34 protein-coding genes are annotated in these 20,135 nt (G+C 63.2%); 3 read left to right on the top strand and 31 right to left on the bottom strand.

What is annotated here, in order from left to right:
* Nucleotides 1-118: 118 nt before the first annotated feature.
* Nucleotides 119-1,297 (top strand): hypothetical protein, encoded by a 1,179-nt coding sequence (locus ACK4TE_RS05065; protein ID WP_409910397.1) that lies wholly within the window; start codon nt 119-121, stop codon nt 1,295-1,297.
* 41 nt (nt 1,298-1,338) lie between these two features.
* Here the strand turns inward: ACK4TE_RS05065 and ACK4TE_RS05060 are convergent, their stop codons facing one another.
* Nucleotides 1,339-1,707 carry a VOC family protein gene (locus ACK4TE_RS05060; RefSeq protein ID WP_409910396.1) on the bottom strand — a complete coding sequence of 123 codons (369 nt, stop codon included), beginning with the start codon at nt 1,705-1,707 and terminating at the stop codon, nt 1,339-1,341.
* Between the two features lie 195 nt (nt 1,708-1,902).
* Between ACK4TE_RS05060 and ACK4TE_RS05055 the strand changes: the two genes are divergently transcribed.
* Both ACK4TE_RS05055 and ACK4TE_RS05050 read left to right on the top strand, forming a co-directional pair.
* A complete protein-coding gene (locus ACK4TE_RS05055; protein WP_409910395.1) occupies nt 1,903-2,826 on the top strand; it encodes an SDR family NAD(P)-dependent oxidoreductase in 924 nt (307 codons plus the stop codon).
* Nucleotides 2,827-2,880: 54 nt separating this feature from the next.
* Nucleotides 2,881-3,246 (top strand): Kazal-type serine protease inhibitor family protein, encoded by a 366-nt coding sequence (locus ACK4TE_RS05050; protein ID WP_409910394.1) that lies wholly within the window; start codon nt 2,881-2,883, stop codon nt 3,244-3,246.
* A 65-nt stretch (nt 3,247-3,311) separates the two neighbouring features.
* Here ACK4TE_RS05050 and ACK4TE_RS05045 read toward each other — a convergent pair whose 3' ends face one another.
* The 30 genes from ACK4TE_RS05045 to rpsJ form a co-directional block, all read right to left on the bottom strand.
* Nucleotides 3,312-3,548, bottom strand: coding sequence for a hypothetical protein (locus ACK4TE_RS05045; protein WP_409910393.1), 237 nt, complete (start codon nt 3,546-3,548; stop codon nt 3,312-3,314).
* A 24-nt stretch (nt 3,549-3,572) separates the two neighbouring features.
* Nucleotides 3,573-4,169: an HD domain-containing protein gene (locus ACK4TE_RS05040; protein ID WP_409910392.1), complete on the bottom strand. Its 597-nt coding sequence runs from the start codon at nt 4,167-4,169 to the stop codon at nt 3,573-3,575.
* 102 nt (nt 4,170-4,271) lie between these two features.
* Entirely contained in the window at nt 4,272-5,336 is a 1,065-nt protein-coding gene (locus tag ACK4TE_RS05035) for a hypothetical protein (protein ID WP_409910391.1), read from the bottom strand.
* Between the two features lie 312 nt (nt 5,337-5,648).
* On the bottom strand, nt 5,649-6,068 hold the full coding sequence (rplQ, locus tag ACK4TE_RS05030; protein WP_409910390.1) for a 50S ribosomal protein L17: 420 nt from the start codon (nt 6,066-6,068) through the stop codon (nt 5,649-5,651).
* Nucleotides 6,069-6,113: 45 nt separating this feature from the next.
* A complete protein-coding gene (locus tag ACK4TE_RS05025; RefSeq protein ID WP_409910389.1) occupies nt 6,114-7,145 on the bottom strand; it encodes a DNA-directed RNA polymerase subunit alpha in 1,032 nt (343 codons plus the stop codon).
* 61 nt (nt 7,146-7,206) lie between these two features.
* A complete protein-coding gene (gene rpsK, locus ACK4TE_RS05020) occupies nt 7,207-7,596 on the bottom strand; it encodes a 30S ribosomal protein S11 (RefSeq protein ID WP_291058230.1) in 390 nt (129 codons plus the stop codon).
* A 12-nt stretch (nt 7,597-7,608) separates the two neighbouring features.
* Entirely contained in the window at nt 7,609-7,977 is a 369-nt protein-coding gene (rpsM, locus tag ACK4TE_RS05015; RefSeq protein ID WP_409910388.1) for a 30S ribosomal protein S13, read from the bottom strand.
* Nucleotides 7,978-8,125: 148 nt separating this feature from the next.
* Entirely contained in the window at nt 8,126-8,695 is a 570-nt protein-coding gene (locus ACK4TE_RS05010; RefSeq protein WP_409910387.1) for an adenylate kinase, read from the bottom strand.
* Complete coding sequence (gene secY, locus ACK4TE_RS05005) at nt 8,692-10,044, bottom strand: preprotein translocase subunit SecY (RefSeq protein ID WP_409910386.1); 1,353 nt, start codon at nt 10,042-10,044, stop codon at nt 8,692-8,694. Before secY ends, ACK4TE_RS05010 begins: the two co-directional genes overlap by 4 nt.
* Before the next feature lie 90 nt (nt 10,045-10,134).
* Nucleotides 10,135-10,614: a 50S ribosomal protein L15 gene (rplO, locus tag ACK4TE_RS05000; RefSeq protein WP_409910385.1), complete on the bottom strand. Its 480-nt coding sequence runs from the start codon at nt 10,612-10,614 to the stop codon at nt 10,135-10,137.
* A 49-nt stretch (nt 10,615-10,663) separates the two neighbouring features.
* Complete coding sequence (rpmD, locus tag ACK4TE_RS04995) at nt 10,664-10,849, bottom strand: 50S ribosomal protein L30 (RefSeq protein ID WP_409910384.1); 186 nt, start codon at nt 10,847-10,849, stop codon at nt 10,664-10,666.
* A 16-nt stretch (nt 10,850-10,865) separates the two neighbouring features.
* A complete protein-coding gene (gene rpsE / locus ACK4TE_RS04990) occupies nt 10,866-11,468 on the bottom strand; it encodes a 30S ribosomal protein S5 (RefSeq protein WP_409910383.1) in 603 nt (200 codons plus the stop codon).
* A 12-nt stretch (nt 11,469-11,480) separates the two neighbouring features.
* Nucleotides 11,481-11,843, bottom strand: coding sequence for a 50S ribosomal protein L18 (gene rplR / locus ACK4TE_RS04985; RefSeq protein ID WP_409910382.1), 363 nt, complete (start codon nt 11,841-11,843; stop codon nt 11,481-11,483).
* 4 nt (nt 11,844-11,847) lie between these two features.
* Nucleotides 11,848-12,459 (bottom strand): 50S ribosomal protein L6, encoded by a 612-nt coding sequence (gene rplF, locus ACK4TE_RS04980; protein WP_409910381.1) that lies wholly within the window; start codon nt 12,457-12,459, stop codon nt 11,848-11,850.
* Between the two features lie 12 nt (nt 12,460-12,471).
* Nucleotides 12,472-12,867: a 30S ribosomal protein S8 gene (gene rpsH / locus ACK4TE_RS04975; protein WP_409910380.1), complete on the bottom strand. Its 396-nt coding sequence runs from the start codon at nt 12,865-12,867 to the stop codon at nt 12,472-12,474.
* Nucleotides 12,868-12,883: 16 nt separating this feature from the next.
* Nucleotides 12,884-13,189 carry a 30S ribosomal protein S14 gene (gene rpsN, locus ACK4TE_RS04970; protein ID WP_409910379.1) on the bottom strand — a complete coding sequence of 102 codons (306 nt, stop codon included), beginning with the start codon at nt 13,187-13,189 and terminating at the stop codon, nt 12,884-12,886.
* An 18-nt stretch (nt 13,190-13,207) separates the two neighbouring features.
* On the bottom strand, nt 13,208-13,762 hold the full coding sequence (gene rplE / locus ACK4TE_RS04965) for a 50S ribosomal protein L5 (protein WP_409910378.1): 555 nt from the start codon (nt 13,760-13,762) through the stop codon (nt 13,208-13,210).
* Nucleotides 13,755-14,072, bottom strand: a complete 318-nt coding sequence (rplX, locus tag ACK4TE_RS04960) for a 50S ribosomal protein L24 (RefSeq protein WP_409910377.1) — start codon at nt 14,070-14,072, stop codon at nt 13,755-13,757. Before rplX ends, rplE begins: the two co-directional genes overlap by 8 nt.
* A 2-nt stretch (nt 14,073-14,074) precedes the next feature.
* A complete protein-coding gene (rplN, locus tag ACK4TE_RS04955; RefSeq protein WP_291068634.1) occupies nt 14,075-14,443 on the bottom strand; it encodes a 50S ribosomal protein L14 in 369 nt (122 codons plus the stop codon).
* Entirely contained in the window at nt 14,440-14,685 is a 246-nt protein-coding gene (rpsQ, locus tag ACK4TE_RS04950; RefSeq protein WP_409910376.1) for a 30S ribosomal protein S17, read from the bottom strand. Before rpsQ ends, rplN begins: the two co-directional genes overlap by 4 nt.
* 10 nt (nt 14,686-14,695) lie before the next feature.
* Nucleotides 14,696-14,896, bottom strand: coding sequence for a 50S ribosomal protein L29 (gene rpmC / locus ACK4TE_RS04945; RefSeq protein ID WP_409910375.1), 201 nt, complete (start codon nt 14,894-14,896; stop codon nt 14,696-14,698).
* A 3-nt stretch (nt 14,897-14,899) separates the two neighbouring features.
* A complete protein-coding gene (gene rplP, locus ACK4TE_RS04940; protein ID WP_409910374.1) occupies nt 14,900-15,316 on the bottom strand; it encodes a 50S ribosomal protein L16 in 417 nt (138 codons plus the stop codon).
* A gap of 6 nt (nt 15,317-15,322) precedes the next feature.
* Nucleotides 15,323-16,060, bottom strand: coding sequence for a 30S ribosomal protein S3 (gene rpsC, locus ACK4TE_RS04935; RefSeq protein WP_409910373.1), 738 nt, complete (start codon nt 16,058-16,060; stop codon nt 15,323-15,325).
* Nucleotides 16,060-16,449: a 50S ribosomal protein L22 gene (gene rplV, locus ACK4TE_RS04930; RefSeq protein ID WP_409910372.1), complete on the bottom strand. Its 390-nt coding sequence runs from the start codon at nt 16,447-16,449 to the stop codon at nt 16,060-16,062. The genes rpsC and rplV overlap by 1 nt, the downstream gene beginning before the upstream one ends.
* Nucleotides 16,450-16,451: 2 nt before the next feature.
* Nucleotides 16,452-16,730, bottom strand: a complete 279-nt coding sequence (gene rpsS, locus ACK4TE_RS04925; protein ID WP_409910371.1) for a 30S ribosomal protein S19 — start codon at nt 16,728-16,730, stop codon at nt 16,452-16,454.
* Nucleotides 16,731-16,744: 14 nt separating this feature from the next.
* Entirely contained in the window at nt 16,745-17,575 is an 831-nt protein-coding gene (gene rplB / locus ACK4TE_RS04920; protein ID WP_409910370.1) for a 50S ribosomal protein L2, read from the bottom strand.
* Nucleotides 17,576-17,593: 18 nt separating this feature from the next.
* Nucleotides 17,594-17,893: a 50S ribosomal protein L23 gene (locus ACK4TE_RS04915; RefSeq protein ID WP_409910369.1), complete on the bottom strand. Its 300-nt coding sequence runs from the start codon at nt 17,891-17,893 to the stop codon at nt 17,594-17,596.
* Nucleotides 17,893-18,537 carry a 50S ribosomal protein L4 gene (rplD, locus tag ACK4TE_RS04910; RefSeq protein ID WP_409910368.1) on the bottom strand — a complete coding sequence of 215 codons (645 nt, stop codon included), beginning with the start codon at nt 18,535-18,537 and terminating at the stop codon, nt 17,893-17,895. The genes ACK4TE_RS04915 and rplD overlap by 1 nt, the downstream gene beginning before the upstream one ends.
* Complete coding sequence (gene rplC / locus ACK4TE_RS04905; protein ID WP_409910367.1) at nt 18,537-19,295, bottom strand: 50S ribosomal protein L3; 759 nt, start codon at nt 19,293-19,295, stop codon at nt 18,537-18,539. Before rplC ends, rplD begins: the two co-directional genes overlap by 1 nt.
* The gene (gene rpsJ, locus ACK4TE_RS04900; RefSeq protein ID WP_368066352.1) at nt 19,295-19,615 is read right to left on the bottom strand and encodes a 30S ribosomal protein S10; all 321 of its coding nucleotides are present in this window, start codon (nt 19,613-19,615) and stop codon (nt 19,295-19,297) included. The genes rplC and rpsJ overlap by 1 nt, the downstream gene beginning before the upstream one ends.
* Nucleotides 19,616-20,135: the final 520 nt, after the last annotated feature.

Raw genomic sequence — 20,135 nt, 5'->3', positions numbered from 1 at the left:
GCGCGACTCCCGTCTGGGCTGCATCCGGCAGGACCGCCTAACCCCCGAGGGGAGTTGCGTTGACCCTGCCCGCCCCATGCCTGACCCAGACCCTGCCCATTGTATGAAGGTGTCCCTCATGGCCGGCCGTCTCGCCAGCCTCCTCGCGATCCTGCTGACGGCCTGTGTTCCCTCGACACAGGAAGTAACTGTCGGCGTGGAGACCGTGGGCGTGGACCCGGCCGCTGCGACAGGCTGGAATGTCGAAGGCGACCTTGCCCGCGATGCCCGCGCCTTCTTCTTCGCGCAGGCCGAACTATACCTTGCCGGGGCAAGCCCGGCGGAAGGTGGCCCGCTGGCAGACATGCTGCGCGCGATGGGGCGTGACGATCTGGTTGATCCGGCCACGATTCCCGAACCCGAGATGGCCTGCCCGCAGCGCTGGGTCGATCCGGTGGAACTTGTTTCGCAAGCCGCAAAGGGCGCGCGCGCAGTGATCCTGGAGACGGACCGGTTCGCGCCGGAACAGCTCGCCTTCACGCAGCGCATCGCCGCGCGTCTCGCGCAGGACGGGTTCGACACATATGCCGATGACAGCCTGTCCTTCGGGCCGGGTGGCAGCTCGGATGCCGCCGCGCCGCTGGTGACGGAAGGTTCGGTCGCGCGTGATCCGGCCTATGGCCGCCTGCTGCGCGAGATGAAGGGGCGCGGCCTGGCCCTGATCGATCCCGGCATCTGGTGGACGAGCCCGAGGGAACTCGCCTCGCTGAGCGCCGAGGAGCAGAGAGCCCGTCGCCAGCTGGCCCTGGCGCAGCAGGTGAACCGCCGGGTGCTGTCGCGCTCGCCGACGGCGCGGGCCATCCTGATGGCGGAGCGCGGCGGGGAGACAAAAATCCTGGAAACCGAAGTGCGCCGCCTGTCGGGATTTGAACCGGTGACGGTGGCGTTAGTGCGCTGTTCGGAAGCGGATGAGGCGCCGGCTTTCCTGCCGGAACTGGGTGAAGGGGCGCGTCCTGCCGGGGGGGCGGATATTGTGATTGCGATTGCGCGACCACCGCTGGTGGCGGGCCGGCAGGGCTCGGCGAAGGATAGTGGCGAGGCGCCGGTGACGGTGCCGGTTGTGTTTCAGCCACAACAGGATCCGGTTCTCGTCGAGGCCCGCCGGGCGGGTGATCCGGTACTGGCGGTACCGGAAGACCGGCTGCTGCTGCTGCCCGGCGACCGCTTGCCCCTGCTGCTGCCGCCGGGCCATTACCGTATCGAGGGCTGGACGAAAAACGGGCCCATTGCTGAGCCCGTTTCGCAGGTGGTTGACTGATTTTTCCGGATTTTTTCCGGCCGATTCCAGCTTTTTCCAGCTTAGCCCAACTTACAGACGCAAATCTTGTTACCATCCGGATCACGGAAATAGGCCCCGTAGAAGGTCGGCATCCGGTTGCCGGGTGGGCCTTCGTCTGTCGCACCGAGCGAGATGGCTTTGGCGTAGACCTTGTCGACTGTTTCCTTGTCCTTAGCGGCGAGCGCTGGCATGACGCCGTTGCCGACGGTGGCAGGGTTCTTGTCGTAGGCATCCCCGATGGCGATCATCGGTTGGCCAGGGCCGGTGCCGTAGAATTGCAGGCGGTCATTCGCGAAAAAGCGCTTGGCGCCCATTTCGCCGAGAACGGCGTCATAGAAGGCCAGGGCCTTTTCCTTGTTGTTGGTGCCGAGGGTGACATAAGCCAGCATCTTGGATCCTCCCTGAGTGCTGTTTCAGAACTAAGAAAATCACGGTCAGGAAGGCAAGGCAAGACTGACCGAGGGGAAGCCGGGCCGGCGATTTCTCCCCGGAGGCGCCATGCCGCAGCGGACGTTCTTGACGTTGACGTGAACGTCTGGTGTGACACCGCCACAACAAGACCCACCGTTTGAGGGAGACCCCTGATGTCCGAGATCCGTTTTGACGGCCGCGTGGCCATTGTGACTGGTGCTGGCGGCGGCCTTGGCCGTGCGCATGCGCTTGAGCTTGCCCGCCGCGGCGCGAAGGTTGTGGTCAATGACCTCGGCGGTTCGCGCGATGGTTCGGGCGGCGGTTCGGACGCGGCGAAGGCCGTGGTGGCCGAAATCGAAGCCCTCGGCGGCGAAGCGATCGCCAATGGCTCGTCGGTGGCAGATGTCGACGGCGTGAAGCGCATGATCGATGACACGATGGCCAAGTGGGGCCGGATCGACATCCTAATCGCGAACGCCGGCATCCTGCGGGACCGCTCCTTCTCGAAGATGACGGTTGAGGACATTGACCTCGTTCTCGCCGTTCACCTGCGCGGCTCGTTCCTGCCGATCCATGCCGCCTGGGATATCATGAAGGCCCAGAACTATGGACGTATCGTCGTGACCACCTCCTCCACCGGCCTCTATGGCAACTTCGGCCAGGCGAACTATGGCGCCGCGAAGCTGGGCGTTGTCGGCATGATGAACACGCTGAAGATCGAAGGCGCGAAGAACGACATCAAGATCAACGCCGTCTGCCCGATTGCGGCGACGCGGATGACTGAAGACATCATGTCGGAGCAGATGCTGGCCGCACTGAAGCCCGAATATGTGACGCCGGGCGTGATCAACCTCGTCAAGGAAGATGCCCCGACGGGCATGATCCTGTCGGCGGGCGCCGGCGCTTTCTCGATGGCGCGCATTGTGGAAACCGCCGGCGTGTTTGTCGGCGCGGGCGATGCGCTGACAGCAGAAGCCGTGGCCGCGAAGTGGGACCAGATCACCGACGTGAACACCACCCGCCCCGCCTTCAAGGCCGGCGGCGAGCATGGCCAGAACATCTTCGCAGCCGTGGCCGCGGCGACCGCCAAGGCCTGATATTGTCAAATCCCTGATCGGGGCGCAGGCTTTCTCCGCAACCGGAGATTCGCCATGCGCCCCTTTCTTTTTGCCGCCGCCTTCCTCGTTCTGACCGGATGCGCCTTCTGGCAGAAAGCGGAAGCACCTGCCGAGACCGCGCAGCCCACGGCCGAGCGGCCAGTGGCCGCTGCGGGCGAGATGTGCGGTGGCATCGCGGCATTCCAGTGCGCCGAAGGGCTCGCCTGCATCCATGAAGACGGCGCCTGCCGCACGACGGCGGACTCGGCGGGCACCTGCACCGCGCCGCCGATGATGTGCACCTATGAATATGCCCCGGTCTGCGGCTGTGACGGCAAGACCTATGGCAACAAGTGCGCCGCGCATTCGGCAGGCGTCAGCGTTGCTGCGGCAGGTGAGTGCGAAGCGCGTGAAGACTGAAATCTGTTGGAATTCAGAGACGTGACGCGGAAAGCCTAGACACTTCCTGACGGGGTTTCCGTAGCTCAGTCCCCGCCCCCGCCATCGCCGCCGCCAGCGTCGGATGAGGCAGATTCCGTTTCGCGGGAGTCTCCGGACTTCTTGCCGCCGGCGTCGAGGCCGATCTGGCTGGTGGGGAGGATGGGGCCGCCATCATCGCCGCCGCGGCGCCAGTCTCGCGGCGGGCGCCGGGGTGTGCTGCGCAGCGCAAAGAACAGGATGGCGGCCGCGACGAGGAGGAGGAAGACGAGGATTTTCAGCATCCGGTGTTTTCCTCCTGCCTCAACTTATGCCTCTTGCTTCCTGAGATACATGGAGTTTTTCGGCCGCTCGAACAGCCGCTCCACCATCGGAATGAAAAATTCCAGCGGCTCACTTTCATAGTCAGGGTCGAAGCCTGCCTGATCATAGAGGTGGCAGAACTGGGCGCAGTATTCGAAATGCGGATGGTCGCGGAACTGGTCGCGCATGTTCCGGTCAAGGCCGAGATGGTGGAAGAAGTAATAACCCTGGAACATGCCGTGATTGGCAACCATCCAGTGATTGGCCTCTGACACGAAGGGCTTGAGGATGGCGGCGGCAACATCCGGGTGGTTGTAGCTGCCGAGCGTGTCGCCGATATCGTGCAAGAGGGCGCAGACGACATATTCCTCATCACGCCCGTCGCGGTGGGCGCGGGTGGCGGTCTGCAGGGAGTGGGTGAGCCGGTCGACCGGGAAGCCGCCGAAATCGCCGTCGAGCAGCTTCAGGTGGTTGATGACGCGCTGGGCGAGGCCCTTGTTGAAGTGGCGCGAATGCTCCGCGATGATGTCCCAGTCTTCCTTGGACCCTTCGAGCATTTCCTTGAACTTCGCCTGCGCGCCGGGCTGCTGACCGTCTGCCATGCCTGTTTCCTCCATTTTCTCTGCCGGGAGAGTAACCCGGAACGGAAGGCCTGAAAAGCAAGACGCCCCGAGGTTAACCCCCGGAGCGCCCTACCCTGTTGCCTAGTCCCAGATGTTTCCGAGACCGAGCGCGGCGCGCCAGTCCTGCACCACGGGAGGCGCAGGCAGCGGCGGGCCTTCGAGGGCGCGGTCCTCAAGCCGGCGGTTGAGCCAGCCCCAGGATTCGCCGGTGCGGATACCGGCTGCTTTCACCGCCGCGACGATCTCCAACAGCGGCGCATCGGCAAGCTCGATATTGTCGCGGGCACGGGCCTCGGCGAGACGCCAGCCGCCTGGGTCCTGACGCAGGGCGACGGCGGCAGGCCCGCTCTCCCCGCGCCAGACATAGACCGCCATCCGGCCCGATGCGAGATCGGCCACGAAATCCCGCAGGCAGTTGCGGAAATCGTGCGCCGTTTTCGACAGCGTGTCGTAGCGGCGCACCGGATGGAACGGCGCAGGAAGCTCCGGAGGCGGACGAACCGCACCGAAATCCTGCGGCTGGATTTCCTGCCGCGCCATTTCGAACAGGCCCGCCCTGCTGGTGGCCCGCCCGAACCGCTGGGCGATGGCAGGGCCGGCAGCCTCGCCGCGAACACGCAGGGCAAACGCCCAGGCGGCCGCGAGATCGGCGATGGCCAGTTCGTCCGCACCCAGATGGGTGAGGACGCCCGGCAGGCGCAGCGGCGCCGGCAGCGCGTAGATACGGGCGAGCGTTCCGGCATCCAGCGCCTTCATGTGGCGGATGAGAAGACGCGCCTCTTCCTCGCCAAAGAGGCGGAGGAGGCGGGCATACTCATCCGCCGCCCAGAGCACCTCGCCCATGCGGGCGAGCGCTTTCATCAGGCCGCCGGGCGCCTCGCCGCCATAGAGGCTGGCGGCAATGTCACCGTCGCGGGCGCGGGCTGCGAGCCATTGGACCTGCGCGGGCGCATGGTCTGCCCGGCCGGCAAGGATCGCGGCCGCGTGGCGGCGCGCAGCCGGCAGCGCGAGAAAATCCTCGTGCGGCGCCGGCCAGATGCGGGCGATGGCCCCGGCATGGCCTCCCGCAAGGAAGGCCAGAAGGGGCGTAACCGGCACGGCGCGCGCAAGCACGGCCGTATCCGGCAGGGTCATGGGAATGCCCATGATCCACCTCCATTTATTTTATCAGGATACGGACGGTTTTTCCGCCGCGCGTTGATCAGCTGCGATTCAGTTTCGCCAGCTGGCACCCTGCAAACGCGCGGGGGCCGCAGGCGGCGCTCCCCGGTCTGTTGGGGAGCAGGTATGGGTTTCGATACACTGCTTCATGGGCGGCTCTTGAGATGTTGCCGTGCGGACAAGGTGGGCACGGAGGCGGGCGTATAGTCCGCGATGCGACATTCTGTCAAGCGAAGGGGGCAAACAAAAAAGCCCGGACCTTGCGGGTCCGGGCCATTTGATCCGTTGCCGGAGGGATTATTCGCCGGCTTCGAGCGAGGCTTCGTGGCGGGCCTTGTCGGCAGCGCCTTTGGCGGACTCGTCACGGTCGACCAGCTCCAGCACGGCCAGCGGAGCGTTGTCACCCGGGCGGAAGCCGGCTTTCAGCACGCGCGTGTAGCCGCCATTGCGGGCCTTGTAGCGCTCGCCGAAGGTGTCGAACAGTTTGCGGACAGCGTCCTCGTTGCGGACCTGCGACAGGGCCTGACGACGGGCAGCCAGGTCGCCCTTTTTCGCGAGGGTGACGAGCTTGTCCATCAGCGGGGCCATTTCCTTGGCCTTCGGCAGCGTGGTGACGATCTGCTCATGCTCGATCAGGCTCGCCGCCATGTTGGCGAACATCGCCTTGCGGTGCGAGGTCGATTTGTTGAGCTTGCGGTGGGCAATCTGGTGGCGCATGGCGGTGTTCCTTCCGAGGTGGTCAGGCCCCGGTCAATCCTTGGGCTAGATGTGGTCGTCGTATTTCTTGGCGAGGCCTTCGATGTCCTCCGGCGGCCAGTCCGGCACTTCCATGCCGAGATGCAGGCCCATACCAGCAAGGACTTCCTTGATCTCGTTTAGTGACTTGCGGCCGAAGTTCGGGGTACGGAGCATTTCCGCCTCGGACTTCTGGATCAGGTCGCCGATGTAAACGATGTTGTCGTTCTTCAGGCAGTTTGCCGAACGCACCGAAAGCTCCAGCTCATCGACCTTCTTGAGGAGGACGGGGTTGAAGCCGAGATCGGTTTCGTCCGCCGAGCTGCCGGTGTCGAGGGTCGGCTCTTCGAAGTTGATGAACAGCTGCAGCTGGTCCTGCAGGATGCGGGCGGCATAGGCCACCGCGTCTTCCGGCGAGACGGAGCCGTCGGTTTCTACGTCGAGGGTGAGCTTGTCATAGTCGAGGACCGTGCCCTCGCGCGTGTCTTCGACCTGGTAGCCGACGCGGCGGACCGGCGAGTAGATTGCGTCAATCGGGATATAGCCGATCGGGGCATCTTCCGGACGGTGCGCATCGGCGGGCTGGTAGCCCTTGCCGGTGGCGACGGTGAATTCCATGCGGACTTCCGAGTTGCCATCCAGCGTGCAGATGACGTGGTCGGGGTTCAGGATTTTCACATCGCCCGAGGTTTCGATCTGGCCGGCTTTCACTTCGCCCGGGCCTTTCGCGCGAAGCACCATGCGCTTCGGCGTTTCCGATTCCATGAAGATGGCGACCTGTTTCAGGTTCAGCACGATCGTGGTGACGTCTTCGCGCACGCCCGGGATGGCCGAGAATTCGTGCACGACGCCGTCGATCTGGACGCCGATGATGGCAGCGCCCTGCAGCGAGGAGAGCAGCACGCGGCGCAGTGCGTTGCCAAGGGTGGTGCCGTAGCCGCGCTCAAGCGGCTCGACAACGAGCTTCGCCTTGCGTTTCGCGTCGAAGGTGTTGGCCTGAACCACAGGGCGGTTCGGGCGGATCAGCACTTTCCAGTTGCGGTCATTCACGGTGGTCATCAGGGATCCTCAAAAGGACTGCAGCGCCTCTGTTTCAGGCGCTGCCGGGAGTAGTCAGGTACTAGACGCGGCGGCGCTTAGGCGGGCGGCAGCCATTGTGCGGGATCGGCGTCGTGTCGTTGATCGCGGTAACCGTCAGGCCGGCAGCCTGCAGGGCGCGCAGCGCGCTCTCACGACCCGAACCCGGGCCACGCACGCGCACTTCAACCGTCTGGAGGCCGTGCTCTTTCGCCTTCTTCGCAGCGTCTTCAGCAGCCATCTGAGCAGCGTAAGGCGTCGACTTGCGCGAGCCTTTGAAGTCCATGACGCCCGAGGACGACCAGGAGATGGTATTGCCCTGTGCGTCGGTGATGGTGACCATCGTGTTGTTGAAGCTCGAGTTCACATGAACAATACCCGAGGTAATGTTCTTGCGTTCGCGGCGGCGGATACGGTTTGCTTCGCGGGCCATGTGGGCTCAGTCCTACTTCTTCTTGCCGGCGATCGGCTTCGCGGGGCCCTTGCGGGTGCGCGCGTTGGTGTGGGTGCGCTGGCCGCGGACGGGCAGCTTCTTGCGGTGGCGCAGGCCGCGGTAGCAACCGAGGTCCATCAGGCGCTTGATGTTCATCGAAGTTTCACGGCGAAGGTCGCCTTCCACCATGTAGCCCGCGTCGATCGTCTCGCGGATCTTGATGACTTCAGCGTCAGTCAGCTGGTTTACACGGCGCGATTCCTCGACGCCGACCTTCTCGCAGATTTCCTTTGCGAAGGCTGGGCCGATGCCATGAATATAGCGAAGCGCGATGATCACGCGCTTGTTGGTCGGAATGTTTACGCCTGCAATACGGGCCAAGGCCGTGTCTCCTCAAGCGGGTTTAAAACATGAAATGCGCGCCAACCGGGCGAATGAGCCCGTCGCGCGCACCGGCGGTTAAGCCTGAAGCTAAGAAACGAGGCTTATAGCCGCGCTTTTTCGCCCGTCAACAGAAGAACTGCGCGGTTCAGGCCGATTGTTTCAGGGCCGCATCAATTGACGCAGACACCTCCTCGATCGTGCCCATCCCGTCTACTTCGACAAGAACGCCCCGTTCCGCATAGAGCGGGACCAGGGGGGCCGTATCCTCATAATAACGCTCCAGACGGCGCGAGAAGGTGGCCGGATTGTCGTCCGCCCGCCCCTGCTCCTCGAAACGCCTGGTTACCCGGGCCAGCAGACGCTCGTCGTCCACACGCATCCGGATCACCAGATCCACTTTCTCGCCGCGCGAGTCCAGGAGGCGGTCGAGCGCCTCTGCCTGGCCGATCGTGCGGGGGAAACCATCAAAAATGAAGCCCGGCGCACCGGCGCGGGCTGTCAGCTGTTCATCGATCAGGTCGATGACGATCTGGTCCGAGACCAGCCCGCCCTCATCCATGATCTTTGCGACCCTTTGGCCCAGCTCCGAACCGGAAGATCGCGCGGCGCGCAGCATGTCGCCGGTGGAGAGCTGAACGAACCCGCGGCCTTCGACCAGGCGCTTGGCCTGGGTGCCTTTACCGGCCGCCGGCGGGCCGAACAGAATCAGATTCACTTACGCTTGCCCCCGAGCTTCGACTTCTTGATCATCCCCTCATACTGGTGGGCAATCAAGTGCGACTGAATCTGCGTGACGGTGTCCATCGTCACGGAGACGACGATCAGCAGCGAGGTGCCACCGATATAGAACGGGATCATCGGGAAATAGCGGCGCAGGAGCTCGGGCAGGATACAGATGAAGACGAGGTAGAAAGCGCCAATGGTCGTCAGGCGGGTCAGGACATAGTCGATATACGCGGCGGTGTTCGAACCCGGACGGATGCCGGGAATGAAGCCGCCATACTTGCGCAGGTTGTCCGCCGTTTCCTGCGGATTGAACATGATCGACGTGTAGAAGAAGGCAAAGAAGGCCACCAGCACGGCGTAGGAGATGATGTAGGTCCACGAGCCGGGCGAGAAGTTCGCGGCCAGCCAGCCGAGCACGCCGGTGGCGGCGGTGGGATCGGCGGCAGCGCCGGCGCCGAGGAAACCGACAGCCGTCATCGGCAGCATCAGGAGCGCGCTCGCAAAGATCGCCGGGATGACGCCGGAGGTGTTGATCTTCAGCGGCAGGAAGCTGCGCTGGCCCTGGGCAAAACCCTGGCTCTGCTGGCGTTTGGGATAGTGAATGATCAGCCGGCGCTGCGAGCGCTCGATGAACACGATGAAGACGATCAGGGCGAGGACCATCACGATGATCGCGAGCACGAAGCCGATATCGATCGAAGTGGTGCGGGCCTGGGCGATCAGGTTGAAGATCGCTTTCGGCATTTCCGCGATGATGCCGGCAAAGATGATCAGCGAGATTCCGTTGCCGATGCCGCGCGCCGTGATCTGCTCACCCATCCACATCAGCAGCATGGTGCCGCCGGTCAGCGTCACGACGCCGGTGAGGATGAAGAACCAGGACGAGATGCCTTCAAGGCGCACGGCGGCGAGGCCCGCCGCGATGGCGAAAGACTGCACGAGGGCGAAGACCAGTGTCAGATAGCGGGTGTACTGGTTGATCTGCTTTCGGCCCGCCTCCCCTTCCTTCTTCAGCTTTTCCAGCGTCGGAGAGGCGGTTGTCATCATCTGGATGATGATCGAGGCAGTAATGTAGGGCATCACGTTCAGCGCGAAGATGCCCATGCGTTCGACGGCGCCGCCGGCAAACATGTTCATGGAGCCGAGGATTCCGCCCGATTGCTGTTCGAACAGGTAGGCGTACTGGGCCGGATCAAGACCCGGGATCGGAATGAAGGTGCCCAGCCGGTAAAGGACGAGAATGCCGAGAGTAAAGAGGATACGGGCCTGAAGGTCCTTCGCTTTCCCGAACGTCGAGAAATTGAGGTTGCGGGCCATTTGTTCCGCAGCATTCGCCATCGGCTGTACGAGCCTCCCTGAAAGACGTTCGCCGCCAAAGATCGGCGGCGACGCATGGTTTGTGAAGGGGCGTTAAGCAAAACCCCCGGATTATTCCGCAGCGGCTTCCTGTGCTGCGCCCGTAACCGTAACCTTGCCGCCAGCCTTTTCGACCGCTTCCACGGCCGCTTTCGAGGCCCCGGTGACAGTGATTTTCAGCTTTTTCGGGGCTTCGCCTTTGGCCAGCAGGCGCACGCCGTCGCGGACGTTGCGCACCAGGCCAGCGGCCACGAGCGACTCTTCGGTCACGTTCGAGGCATCGAGCTTGCCGGCATCGACGGCTTTCGCGATGCGGCCGAGGTTGACCCAGGCATGCGTCTTGGCGCCCGGCGCCTTGAAGCCGCGCTTCGGCAGGCGCATGTAGATTGGCATCTGGCCACCTTCGAAGCCGTTCACGGCCACGCCCGAACGCGCCTTCTGGCCTTTCACGCCGCGGCCAGCCGTCTTGCCCTTGCCCGAGCCGACGCCGCGGCCAACGCGCATGCGCTTCTTGGTGGAGCCTTCTGCGGGGGCGAGATCATTGAGTTTCATGACACTGGACTTTCAGGTTCAGGGATAAGAGGCCGGCAGGCGGAAAAGCCTATTCGCCGACCACTTCCACGAGATGGGAGACCTTGCGGATCATGCCGCGCACTTCCGGCGTATCCACGAGTTCTTTCGAGCGGCCAACCTTGTTCAGGCCGAGGCCGACCAGCGTTTCACGCTGGCCAGGCTTGCGGCCGATCGGGCTGCCGATCTGACGGACGGTGAGGGTTTTCTGAGCCATGTGACCGAAATCCTTCTCAGTTAGCCGAATCGGCCATGCCGGCTTCGGAGACGCCATCGGTGCGGCGGGCGATAACGTCCTGCACTTTCAGGCCGCGCTTCGAGGCGACCGTGCGCGGGTTCGCCTGGCCCTTGAGAGCATCAAACGTGGCGCGCACCATGTTGTAGGGGTTTGACGAGCCGATCGACTTGCCGACGACGTCCTGGACGCCGAGCACTTCCATGACCGCACGCATCGGGCCGCCGGCGATCACGCCGGTACCCGGAGGGGCCGCGCGGAGCACGACCTTGCCGGCGCCGTGACGGCCATTGCCGTCATGGTGCAGGGTGCGGCCTTCGCGCAGCGGGATGCGGACCATATTGCGCTTGGCTTCTTCGGTCGCCTTGCGGATGGCTTCCGGAACCTCGCGGGCCTTGCCCTTGCCGAAGCCGGCACGGCCCTTCTGATCGCCGACCACGACGAGCGCAGCAAAACCGAAGTTCTTGCCGCCCTTCACGGTTTTCGCGACGCGGTTGATGCCAACCAGCTTGTCTACGAGTTCGGAGGCTTCCTCTTCACGATCACGCGGTTGCTCGCGATCACGGCGGCGGCCCCTTCTCTCTCCTCTTTCCTCAGCCATCAGGCAGACTCCTTAGAATTTGAGACCGCCCTCACGGGCGGCATCTGCCAGAGCTTTCACCCGGCCGTGGAACATGTAACCGCCGCGATCAAACACGACGTCTTCGACGCCGGCTTTTTTCGCGCGTTCAGCGATTGCCTTGCCGACGAGGGCAGCGGCTTCAATGTTGGCGCCGGTTTTGGCCGAGCCGAGAACGTCTTTCTCCAGGGTCGAGGCCGAGGCGAGCGTGATGCCCTTCTCGTCGTCGATGATCTGCACCGAGATGTTCTTGTGGCTGCGGGCAACCGAAAGGCGCGGAAGGCCTTCGGCAACCCGGCGGAGCTTCGTGCGGACCCGCTGTGCGCGGCGCTGCTTCTTGTCGCGTGCTGTCTTCATGGCCTTACTTCTTCTTGCCTTCCTTGCGGCGGACGTATTCGCCCTGCAGGCGGATACCCTTGCCTTTATACGGCTCCGGCGGACGGAACTTCTTGATCTCGGCAGCAACCTGGCCAACGGCCTGCTTGTCGGCGCCCGAGATCACAATCTCGGTGGGCTTGGACGAGGCAAGCGTAATGCCTTTCGGCGCCTTGTAGATCACATCGTGCGAGTAGCCGAGCGCCAGTTTCAGGTCCGTGCCCTGCATCTGGGCGCGGTAGCCGACGCCGACGAGTTCTAGGGTTTTCGAATACCCCTTGGTGACACCTTCCACCATGTTGGCGGCGCGGGCGCGGGCGGTGCCCCACTGGGTGCGCGCATCCGGCGACAGCGACTGGGCGAAGGTCGGCGGACGCTTGCCTTTCGCTTTCGCGGATTCGATCACTTCGTTGGCAGCCTCGACGAGATCAGCCCGCGGCAACACCGAGAGCTCGTTGCTCTCGAGTTTCGGCGTGATGACTTCCGGCAGGACGAGCTCGAGCTCACCCTTCGGGCCTTTGGCCTTGATCGTCTGTCCACTGACGGTGACAGTCGCACCAGCAGGAACCGGGATCGCAAGTTTTCCGATACGGGACATTGAACTTGCCTCCTAGAATACGCGGCAGAGTACTTCGCCGCCGACATTCTTGGCGCGCGCGGCGTTATCGGACATCACACCCTGCGAAGTCGACAGGATGGAGATGCCGAGGCCGTTACGCACCAGCGGAATGTCCGACACGGACGAATAGACCCGGCGGCCAGGCTTCGAGATGCGTTTGATCTCGGAGATGACCGGCTGGCCTTCATAATATTTGAGTTCGATCTCGAGGGACTTGTGACCGTCCTTCTCGATTTCGGTGTACCCGCGGATGTAGCCTTCCTGGACGAGCACATCGAGCACGCGGCCGCGCAGCTTCGATGCCGGCGTCACGACTTTCGTCATGCCGCGCATCTGGGCGTTGCGGATGCGGGTCAGCATATCGCCGAGGGGATCGGAAATGTTCATCTGCTTCCCTCCTCTCTTACCAGCTGGATTTCACGAGGCCGGGGACCTGGCCGCGCGAGCCGAGCTCACGAAGCGCAATCCGCGACATCTTCAGTTTACGATAGTACGCACGCGGACGGCCGGTGACTTCGCAACGGTTGCGAACCCGGTTGGCTGCCGTGTTGCGCGGCATCTGGGCCAGCTTGATGCGGGCCTTGAAGCGCTCTTCCAGCGACAGGTTCTCGTCCATCGCGGCCGCTTTCAGGGCAGCGCGCTTGGCGGCGTAACGCTCGGCCAAGGCCTTGCGCTTGTTGTTCTTCTCGATTGCGCTCTTTTTTGCCATCTAAGCAGTCTCCTGGCGCTAATTCCGGAACGGGAAGCCACACTCCGCGAGGAGTGCCTTGGCTTCTTCGTTCGTTTCGGCGGTGGTGCAGACGATGATGTCCATACCGCGCACTTCATCCACCTCGTCGTAATTGATTTCCGGGAACACGATGTGTTCCTTGATGCCCATGGCATAGTTACCACGGCCATCGAAGCTCTTGCCGTTGAGGCCCCGGAAGTCTTTCACGCGCGGCAGCGCGATTGTCGTCAGGCGGTCCAGGAACTCGTACATCCGGTCACGGCGAAGCGTGACCTTTGCACCGATCAGCATGCCTTCGCGCAGCTTGAAGCCAGCGATCGACTTGCGGGCCTTGGTGGCCACCGGCTTCTGACCGGCGATGCGCTCCAGCTCGGCCAGGGCCGCCTTGATCTTCTTGGAGTCGTTGACGGCTTCGCCCACGCCCATGTTGATCACGACCTTGTCGAGTTTCGGAACCTTCATCGGGTTCGAGTAGTTGAACTGCTCCTGCAGCTTCGCCCGGATCTGTTCCCGGTACTTCCGCTTGAGGCGGGGTTCATAAGCCTCAGACATCGATCGATTCCCCTGAACGTTTGGCCACGCGTGTCTTGCGGCCATGCTGGTCAATCTTGAATCCGACGCGGACGGCCTTGCCATCGCGCGGGTCGGCATGGGCGACGTTCGACACATGGATCGGCGCCTCGAAGGATTTGAGGCCGCCCGGATCCATCTGGGTCGGTTTCTGATGGCGCTTCACGAGATTGACGCCGCGCACGACGACGCGGTTCTCTTCCGTGAGCACTTTCAGGACTTCACCCTTGGTGCCCTTGTCCTTGCCGGTGATGACGACGACGGTGTCGCCCTTCTTGATCTTCGCGGCCATGGTTACAGGACCTCCGGCGCCATGTTGGCGATCTTGACCTGGTTCTTCGCGCGCAGTTCGCGCGGAACCGGCCCGAACACGCGGGTGCCGATCGGCTCGCCATTGTTGTTGATCAGGACGGCAGCGTTCGAATCGAAGCGGATCGTCGAGCCGTCGGCCCGGTTGATATCCTTCGACACGCGGACCACGACCGCCTTGCGGACGTCGCCCTTCTTCACGCGGCCCGTCGGGATCGCTTCCTTGATCGAGACCACGATCACATCGCCCACCGAGGCGTAACGGCGGCCAGCGCCACCGAGCACCTTGATGCACATCACGCGGCGTGCGCCCGAGTTATCGGCGACCCGCAGGTTGGTTTGCATCTGGATCATGCGTCACTTCCTTCACCGGTGACGAGTTCCCAGCGCTTCAGCTTCGACTTCGGCGCGCACTCGCGGATGGTTACGGTCTGGCCCTCGACGGCGACATTGCCTTCGTCATGGGCATGGTACTTGTTCGAACGGCGAACGATCTTCTTCAGCATCGGGTGCGTGAAGGTCCGTTCGACGCGGACAATGGCGGTCTTGTCCTGCTTCGCGGAGACAACAACGCCTTTCATAATACGCTTCGGCATGGGTCTCTCCTTACGCCTTACCTGCCTGGGCCTTTTCGCGCAGGATCGTCTTGATCCGGGCGATGTCGCGGCGGATTTCCGTCACGCGGCCAGTCTTTTCCAGCTGGCCGGTGGCCGCCTGGAAACGCAGGTTGAACTGTTCTTTCTTCAGCTTCACCAGCTCGTCATTGAGCTGGTCAGCGGATTTCGATCTGACGTCAGCAGCTTTCATGGCTTAGATCCCCTCGATGCGCTTGACGACTTTGGTCTTGATCGGAAGCTTGGCCGCGCCGAGCGCGAGCGCCAGGCGTGCGGTTTCTTCCGGGACACCGTCGATCTCGAACAGGATACGGCCCGGAGCAACGCGAGCGACCCAACGCTCGACGGAACCCTTGCCTTTACCCATCCGGACTTCGATCGGCTTCGCGGTGACCGGAACATCCGGGAACACGCGGATCCACACTTTGCCCTGGCGCTTCATCTCGCGGGTGATGGCACGGCGGGTCGCTTCGATCTGGCGCGCGGTGACGCGTTCCGGTTCGAGCGCCTTGAGGCCGAACTCACCGAAGGCCAGCGTGAAGCCGCCCTTCGCCTGCCCGCTGATCGAGCCCTTGAAGGCCTTGCGGAATTTGGTTCGCTTCGGTTGACGCATGACTGATTACGCTCCGGCAGCTTGCGCGCCCGAGGCCGGGCCGCGCTGGTTGGCGTTGGCGCGTGCGCGCGACTGGCCCGAGGTCTCAAGACGCTTGTCCTGGGCCATCGGGTCGTGTTCGAGGATCTCGCCTTTGTAGACCCAGACCTTCACACCGATGATGCCATAGGTCGTCTCGGCTTCGGCGGTGCCGTAGTCGATGTCGGCGCGCAGCGTGTGCAGCGGAACCGAACCTTCAGCATACTTCTCGGTGCGGGCGATCTCTGCGCCGCCGAGACGGCCGGAAACGACGACCTTCACGCCTTCAGCGCCGAGGCGCATGGCGGACTGGATCGAACGCTTCATGGCGCGGCGGAACGAGGCGCGGCGCTCGAGCTGGCGGGCGATGTCATCGGCGATGAGGGTCGCGTCGATTTCCGGCTTGCGTATCTCGACGAGGTTCACGCGGACTTCATCGGTCGTCATCGAGGCGAGCTCTTTGCGGAGCACTTCGATGTCGCCGCCCTTCTTGCCGATCACGAGACCCGGACGGGCCGTGTGGATCGTGATGAGGCATTTCTTGTGCGGACGCTCGATGATGATCTTCGAGATGCCGGCCTGCTTCAGCTTCTCGCGGATCGCTTTGCGGATCGCGAGGTCTTCGTGCAGGAGACGGCCATAATCGGAGCTGTCGGCATACCAACGGCTGTCAGACGTGCGGTTGATGCCCAGGCGAAAGCCGATCGGATTAACTTTCTGACCCATTATGCGGCCTCCGCAGTCTGGCTGACGTCCCGCAGGACGATGGTGAGTTGGGCGAACGGCTTCTGGATCGGCGCAGCGCGGCCACGGGCGCGGGCCCGGATGCGCTTCATCACCAGGTTCTTGCCGACATGGGCTTCGGCAACGACGAGGCTGTCGATGTCGAGGCCGTGATTGTTCTCGGCGTTCGCGATGGCGCTCTGCAGCAGCTTGCGAACGTCCTTGGCCGGACGTTTCGGCGAGAACTGCAGCTCTGCCAGGGCGCGCTCGACCTTCAGTCCACGGATCTGCTGAGCCAGGAGGTTCAGCTTCTGCGGGCTGGAGCGGTACATGCGCAGCACGGCGCGCGACTCGTTAGCCGCCTGCTTCGGAGGATTCTTGGCCTTTGCCATGACTATTTCCTCTTCGCTTTCTTGTCTGCGCCGTGGCCGTAATAGGTACGGGTCGGAGCGAACTCGCCGAACTTGTGGCCGACCATCTCTTCCGAGACCGTGACCGGGATGAACTTGTTGCCATTGTGGACCTGGAAGTTCAGGCCAACGAATTGCGGCAGGATCGTCGAGCGGCGCGACCAGGTCTTGATCACGGCGCGCTTCTCCGAAGAACGGGCTTCCTCAGCCTTCTTCAGGAGGTAGCCATCGACGAACGGGCCTTTCCAGACAGAACGGGGCATGTCTCGTGGCTCCCTTAGCGTTTCGCGTTACGGCGGCGGATGATCAGGCGATCCGTCGCTTTGTTGTTACGGGTCTTCGGACCGCGGGTTTTCTTACCCCACGGGGTGACCGGGTGACGGCCACCGGACGACTTGCCCTCACCACCACCGTGCGGGTGGTCGACCGGGTTCATCACGACGCCGCGGACAGTCGGACGAACGCCGCGGTGACGCGTGCGGCCAGCCTTGGAGCTGACTTCGTTCATCTTGTCCGGGTTCGACACAGCGCCGATCGTGGCAAGGCAGGTATCCAGCACCATGCGCAGTTCGCCCGAAGCGAGCTTGATCTGGGCATAGCCGGCATCGCGGCCAACGAGCTGGGCATAGGTACCGGCGGAGCGGACCATCTGCGCGCCCTTCTGGGGCTTCAGCTCGATGTTATGGATGATCGTACCGACCGGGATCGATTTCAGCGGCAGGGTATTGCCCGGCTTGATATCGGCGGTGGCCGAAGTGATCACGGTGTCGCCGACTTCAAGGCGCTGCGGCGCGATGATGTAGGACAGCTCGCCGTCCTGATACTTGATCAGGGCGATGAAGGCCGTGCGGTTCGGATCGTATTCCAGACGCTCGACGGTCGCCGGTACATCCCAGCGGCTGCGCTTGAAGTCGACCTTGCGGTACAGACGCTTCGCGCCGCCGCCCTGGTGGCGAACGGTGATGCGGCCCTGGTTGTTACGGCCGCCTTTCTTCGTGAGGCCTTCGGTGAGCGCCTTGACCGGCGCGCCCTTGTGCAGACCCTTGCGGTCCACCAGCACGAGCTGGCGGCGGCCGGGAGAGGTCGGATTGAATGTCTTCAGTGCCATTTGCTTCGTCCTTCTCCCTTAGAGGCCCGTCGAGATGTCGACCGACTGGCCTTCAGCGAGGGTGACGATGGCTTTCTTCACGTCAGAGCGACGGCCGAGGAAACCCCGGAAGCGTTTCGTCTTGCCCTTCTGGACCAAGGTGTTGACCTTCGTCACTTTCACCTTGAACAGGGCCTCGACGGCCTCCTTGATCGCCTGCTTGTCGGCGCCGGGCGCGACTTCAAAGACAATCTTGTTCTGCTCGGCGACAAGCGTCGATTTCTCGGTGATCAGCGGGCGGCGGATCACGTCATAGTGGTGGGGTTTCACATCGGCCATTATTCAGCCTCCGCTTTGGCGCCATCGAAGCGGGCTTTGATGCCCTCGGCGGCTTCCTTGGTGATGACGAGCGTGCGGCGGCGCAGGATGTCGTAGACATTCAGGCCCGCAACCGGGAGCACGTCGATGTTCGGGATGTTGCGCGCGGCGCGGGCGAAGTTCTGGTTCACTTCGGCGCCCGAGATGATCAGCGCGTTCTCGATGCCGAGGCCTTTGAAGGCGCTGACCAGTTCCTTGGTCTTCGCGTCTTTCAACTCAGCCTTGTCGATCACGATGATCGCATCGCCCTTCACTTTCGAGGAAAGCGCGTGGGCGAGCGCCATCTTGCGGATCTTTTTCGGCAGGTCGTGCGCATGGCTGCGAACGCGCGGGCCGTGGGCCGCACCACCACCGACGAAGATCGGGGCGTTGCGCGAGCCGTGGCGGGCGCCGCCCGAGCCTTTTTGCTTGATCGACTTTTTCGTCGTGCGGTTCACTTCCGAACGCGACTTGGCCTTGTGCGTGCCAGCCTGACGGCGGGCGAGCTGCCAGCGAACGGTGCGCTGCAGGATGTCGCCGCGGATTTCGTCAATGCCGAAAATCGCGTCGTCCAGCTCGATCTTGCCGGCAGCCTTGCCGGCCAGGGTTTTTACGGAGAGTTCCATTAGCCTTCACCCCCGGCGGTCAGCTTCTCTGGTGCCTTGAACGAACCGGCGGCCGGCGCGTCTTTCGGCAGGGCTTTCTTCACAGCGTCGCGGATTTCGACGAAGGCGCCATCGACGCCCGGGACCGAACCCTTCACGAGGATCAGGCCGCGCTCGACATCGGTGCGCACAACCGTGAGGTTCTGCGTCGTGATGCGGTCCACACCGAGGTGGCCGGCCATCTTCTTGTTCTTGAACACGCGGCCCGGATCCTGGCGCATACCGGTCGAACCATGCGAACGGTGCGAGATCGACACGCCGTGCGTGGCGCGCAGACCGGAGAAGTTCCAGCGCTTCATGGCGCCCGCAAAACCCTTACCGGTCGAGATTGCCGACACGTCGACTTTCTGACCCGGCACGAAGTGGTCGGCCAGAACGGTCGAACCGACTTCCGGCAGGTTGCCGGTGACGCGGAATTCCTTGAGTTTCGCTTTCGGCGCAACGCCGGCCTTGGCGAACGCAGCGCGCTCAGCCTTGGGGGTGCGCTTTGCTTTTTTCTCGCCGGTGCCAAGGATGACGGCCTTGTAGCCGTCGGTACGGGTGACTTCCCCGCCCTTCTTGGTTTTCACGGTGCGCACTTCTTCGGTGCGCACGCCGACGACCTGGCAGCCGTCGAGCGACAGCACGGTCACCGGGATGTGGCGTCCGTCGTCACCGAATACACGGGTCATGCCGACCTTGCGTGCGAGCACGCCGGAACGGGCAGCTGGCTGTGCCATTAACGGCCTCCCTCGAGTTTGATCTCGATGCCGACACCGGACGACAGGTCGAGCTTCATCAGAGCATCAACGGTCTGCGGGGTGGGGTCGACGATGTCGAGAATGCGGGTGTGTGTGCGGATTTCGAACTGGTCACGCGAAGCTTTGTCGATGTGCGGTGACCGGATGACCGTGAAGCGCTCAATGCGTGTCGGCAGCGGAACCGGACCGCGGACCTCAGCGCCGGTGCGCTTCGCCGTGTTCACGATCTCCTTCGCCGACATGTCGAGCGCGCGGTGATCAAAGGCTTTCAGCCTGATCCGGATATTTTGTTTTTCCATCTTGCTTCCGTCCGCGCAAAACACTTTTGCCCCGGGCGCGCAGCTCGTCAGCTTCGAGCGGCCCTGGGCTTGGGTGAGGTTAAATTGTCTGTTTCGAGGGAGCGTTCGCTCTTCAAAGCGCAGCCTTCCCGGCGAAGTGGGGCGTATACGCGCGGGAATCGGATGCGTCAACAGCCGTTAAGGGGGAATCTGCAGGCATTCTGGCACACCCTGGCCCCTGCCCTGCCGGCTGTGGAAATCCGGCCATTTTTGACCCGGATTTCCTTGGGACGACTTGGTGCTGGGCCGCAGCAGACCGGAGATACCTGCGCAGGCAGGTATCCAGCGCACCAAGAGACTTGGACCCCTGCCTTCGCAGGGGTCTTCGGAGAGGGTGGAGTTCAGGGGCCTCTGGGTCCTGGCTTTCGCCGGGATGACAGCAAGGAGAGCGAAGGGGTTTGGTTCGCTCGCGTGTTTGTATTGGCGGATTGCCGGCCGTTACAGGCGATTCCAGCTTTTTACAGGTTTGCCTTCAAGCAAA

This window comes from Hyphomonas sp., assembly GCF_046313975.1.
In the GTDB taxonomy this organism is placed as follows: domain Bacteria; phylum Pseudomonadota; class Alphaproteobacteria; order Caulobacterales; family Hyphomonadaceae; genus Hyphomonas.
Note: the sequence above shows the minus strand (reverse complement) of the source record. Positions and strands in the feature narration are given on the sequence as shown.

Coding starts and splice junctions, on each gene's coding strand:
- ACK4TE_RS05065 (WP_409910397.1), top strand. CDS start 119: ATGGCCGGCCGTCTCGCCAGCCTCCTCGCGATCCTGCTGACGGCCTGT.
- ACK4TE_RS05060 (WP_409910396.1), bottom strand. CDS start 1,707: ATGCTGGCTTATGTCACCCTCGGCACCAACAACAAGGAAAAGGCCCTG.
- ACK4TE_RS05055 (WP_409910395.1), top strand. CDS start 1,903: ATGTCCGAGATCCGTTTTGACGGCCGCGTGGCCATTGTGACTGGTGCT.
- ACK4TE_RS05050 (WP_409910394.1), top strand. CDS start 2,881: ATGCGCCCCTTTCTTTTTGCCGCCGCCTTCCTCGTTCTGACCGGATGC.
- ACK4TE_RS05045 (WP_409910393.1), bottom strand. CDS start 3,548: ATGCTGAAAATCCTCGTCTTCCTCCTCCTCGTCGCGGCCGCCATCCTG.
- ACK4TE_RS05040 (WP_409910392.1), bottom strand. CDS start 4,169: ATGGCAGACGGTCAGCAGCCCGGCGCGCAGGCGAAGTTCAAGGAAATG.
- ACK4TE_RS05035 (WP_409910391.1), bottom strand. CDS start 5,336: ATGGGCATTCCCATGACCCTGCCGGATACGGCCGTGCTTGCGCGCGCC.
- rplQ (WP_409910390.1), bottom strand. CDS start 6,068: ATGCGCCACCAGATTGCCCACCGCAAGCTCAACAAATCGACCTCGCAC.
- ACK4TE_RS05025 (WP_409910389.1), bottom strand. CDS start 7,145: ATGACCACCGTGAATGACCGCAACTGGAAAGTGCTGATCCGCCCGAAC.
- rpsK (WP_291058230.1), bottom strand. CDS start 7,596: ATGGCCCGCGAAGCAAACCGTATCCGCCGCCGCGAACGCAAGAACATT.
- secY (WP_409910386.1), bottom strand. CDS start 10,044: ATGGCGAATGCTGCGGAACAAATGGCCCGCAACCTCAATTTCTCGACG.
- rplO (WP_409910385.1), bottom strand. CDS start 10,614: ATGAAACTCAATGATCTCGCCCCCGCAGAAGGCTCCACCAAGAAGCGC.
- rpmD (WP_409910384.1), bottom strand. CDS start 10,849: ATGGCTCAGAAAACCCTCACCGTCCGTCAGATCGGCAGCCCGATCGGC.
- rpsE (WP_409910383.1), bottom strand. CDS start 11,468: ATGGCTGAGGAAAGAGGAGAGAGAAGGGGCCGCCGCCGTGATCGCGAG.
- rplR (WP_409910382.1), bottom strand. CDS start 11,843: ATGAAGACAGCACGCGACAAGAAGCAGCGCCGCGCACAGCGGGTCCGC.
- rplF (WP_409910381.1), bottom strand. CDS start 12,459: ATGTCCCGTATCGGAAAACTTGCGATCCCGGTTCCTGCTGGTGCGACT.
- rpsH (WP_409910380.1), bottom strand. CDS start 12,867: ATGAACATTTCCGATCCCCTCGGCGATATGCTGACCCGCATCCGCAAC.
- rpsN (WP_409910379.1), bottom strand. CDS start 13,189: ATGGCAAAAAAGAGCGCAATCGAGAAGAACAACAAGCGCAAGGCCTTG.
- rplE (WP_409910378.1), bottom strand. CDS start 13,762: ATGTCTGAGGCTTATGAACCCCGCCTCAAGCGGAAGTACCGGGAACAG.
- rplX (WP_409910377.1), bottom strand. CDS start 14,072: ATGGCCGCGAAGATCAAGAAGGGCGACACCGTCGTCGTCATCACCGGC.
- rplN (WP_291068634.1), bottom strand. CDS start 14,443: ATGATCCAGATGCAAACCAACCTGCGGGTCGCCGATAACTCGGGCGCA.
- rpsQ (WP_409910376.1), bottom strand. CDS start 14,685: ATGCCGAAGCGTATTATGAAAGGCGTTGTTGTCTCCGCGAAGCAGGAC.
- rpmC (WP_409910375.1), bottom strand. CDS start 14,896: ATGAAAGCTGCTGACGTCAGATCGAAATCCGCTGACCAGCTCAATGAC.
- rplP (WP_409910374.1), bottom strand. CDS start 15,316: ATGCGTCAACCGAAGCGAACCAAATTCCGCAAGGCCTTCAAGGGCTCG.
- rpsC (WP_409910373.1), bottom strand. CDS start 16,060: ATGGGTCAGAAAGTTAATCCGATCGGCTTTCGCCTGGGCATCAACCGC.
- rplV (WP_409910372.1), bottom strand. CDS start 16,449: ATGGCAAAGGCCAAGAATCCTCCGAAGCAGGCGGCTAACGAGTCGCGC.
- rpsS (WP_409910371.1), bottom strand. CDS start 16,730: ATGCCCCGTTCTGTCTGGAAAGGCCCGTTCGTCGATGGCTACCTCCTG.
- rplB (WP_409910370.1), bottom strand. CDS start 17,575: ATGGCACTGAAGACATTCAATCCGACCTCTCCCGGCCGCCGCCAGCTC.
- ACK4TE_RS04915 (WP_409910369.1), bottom strand. CDS start 17,893: ATGGCCGATGTGAAACCCCACCACTATGACGTGATCCGCCGCCCGCTG.
- rplD (WP_409910368.1), bottom strand. CDS start 18,537: ATGGAACTCTCCGTAAAAACCCTGGCCGGCAAGGCTGCCGGCAAGATC.
- rplC (WP_409910367.1), bottom strand. CDS start 19,295: ATGGCACAGCCAGCTGCCCGTTCCGGCGTGCTCGCACGCAAGGTCGGC.
- rpsJ (WP_368066352.1), bottom strand. CDS start 19,615: ATGGAAAAACAAAATATCCGGATCAGGCTGAAAGCCTTTGATCACCGC.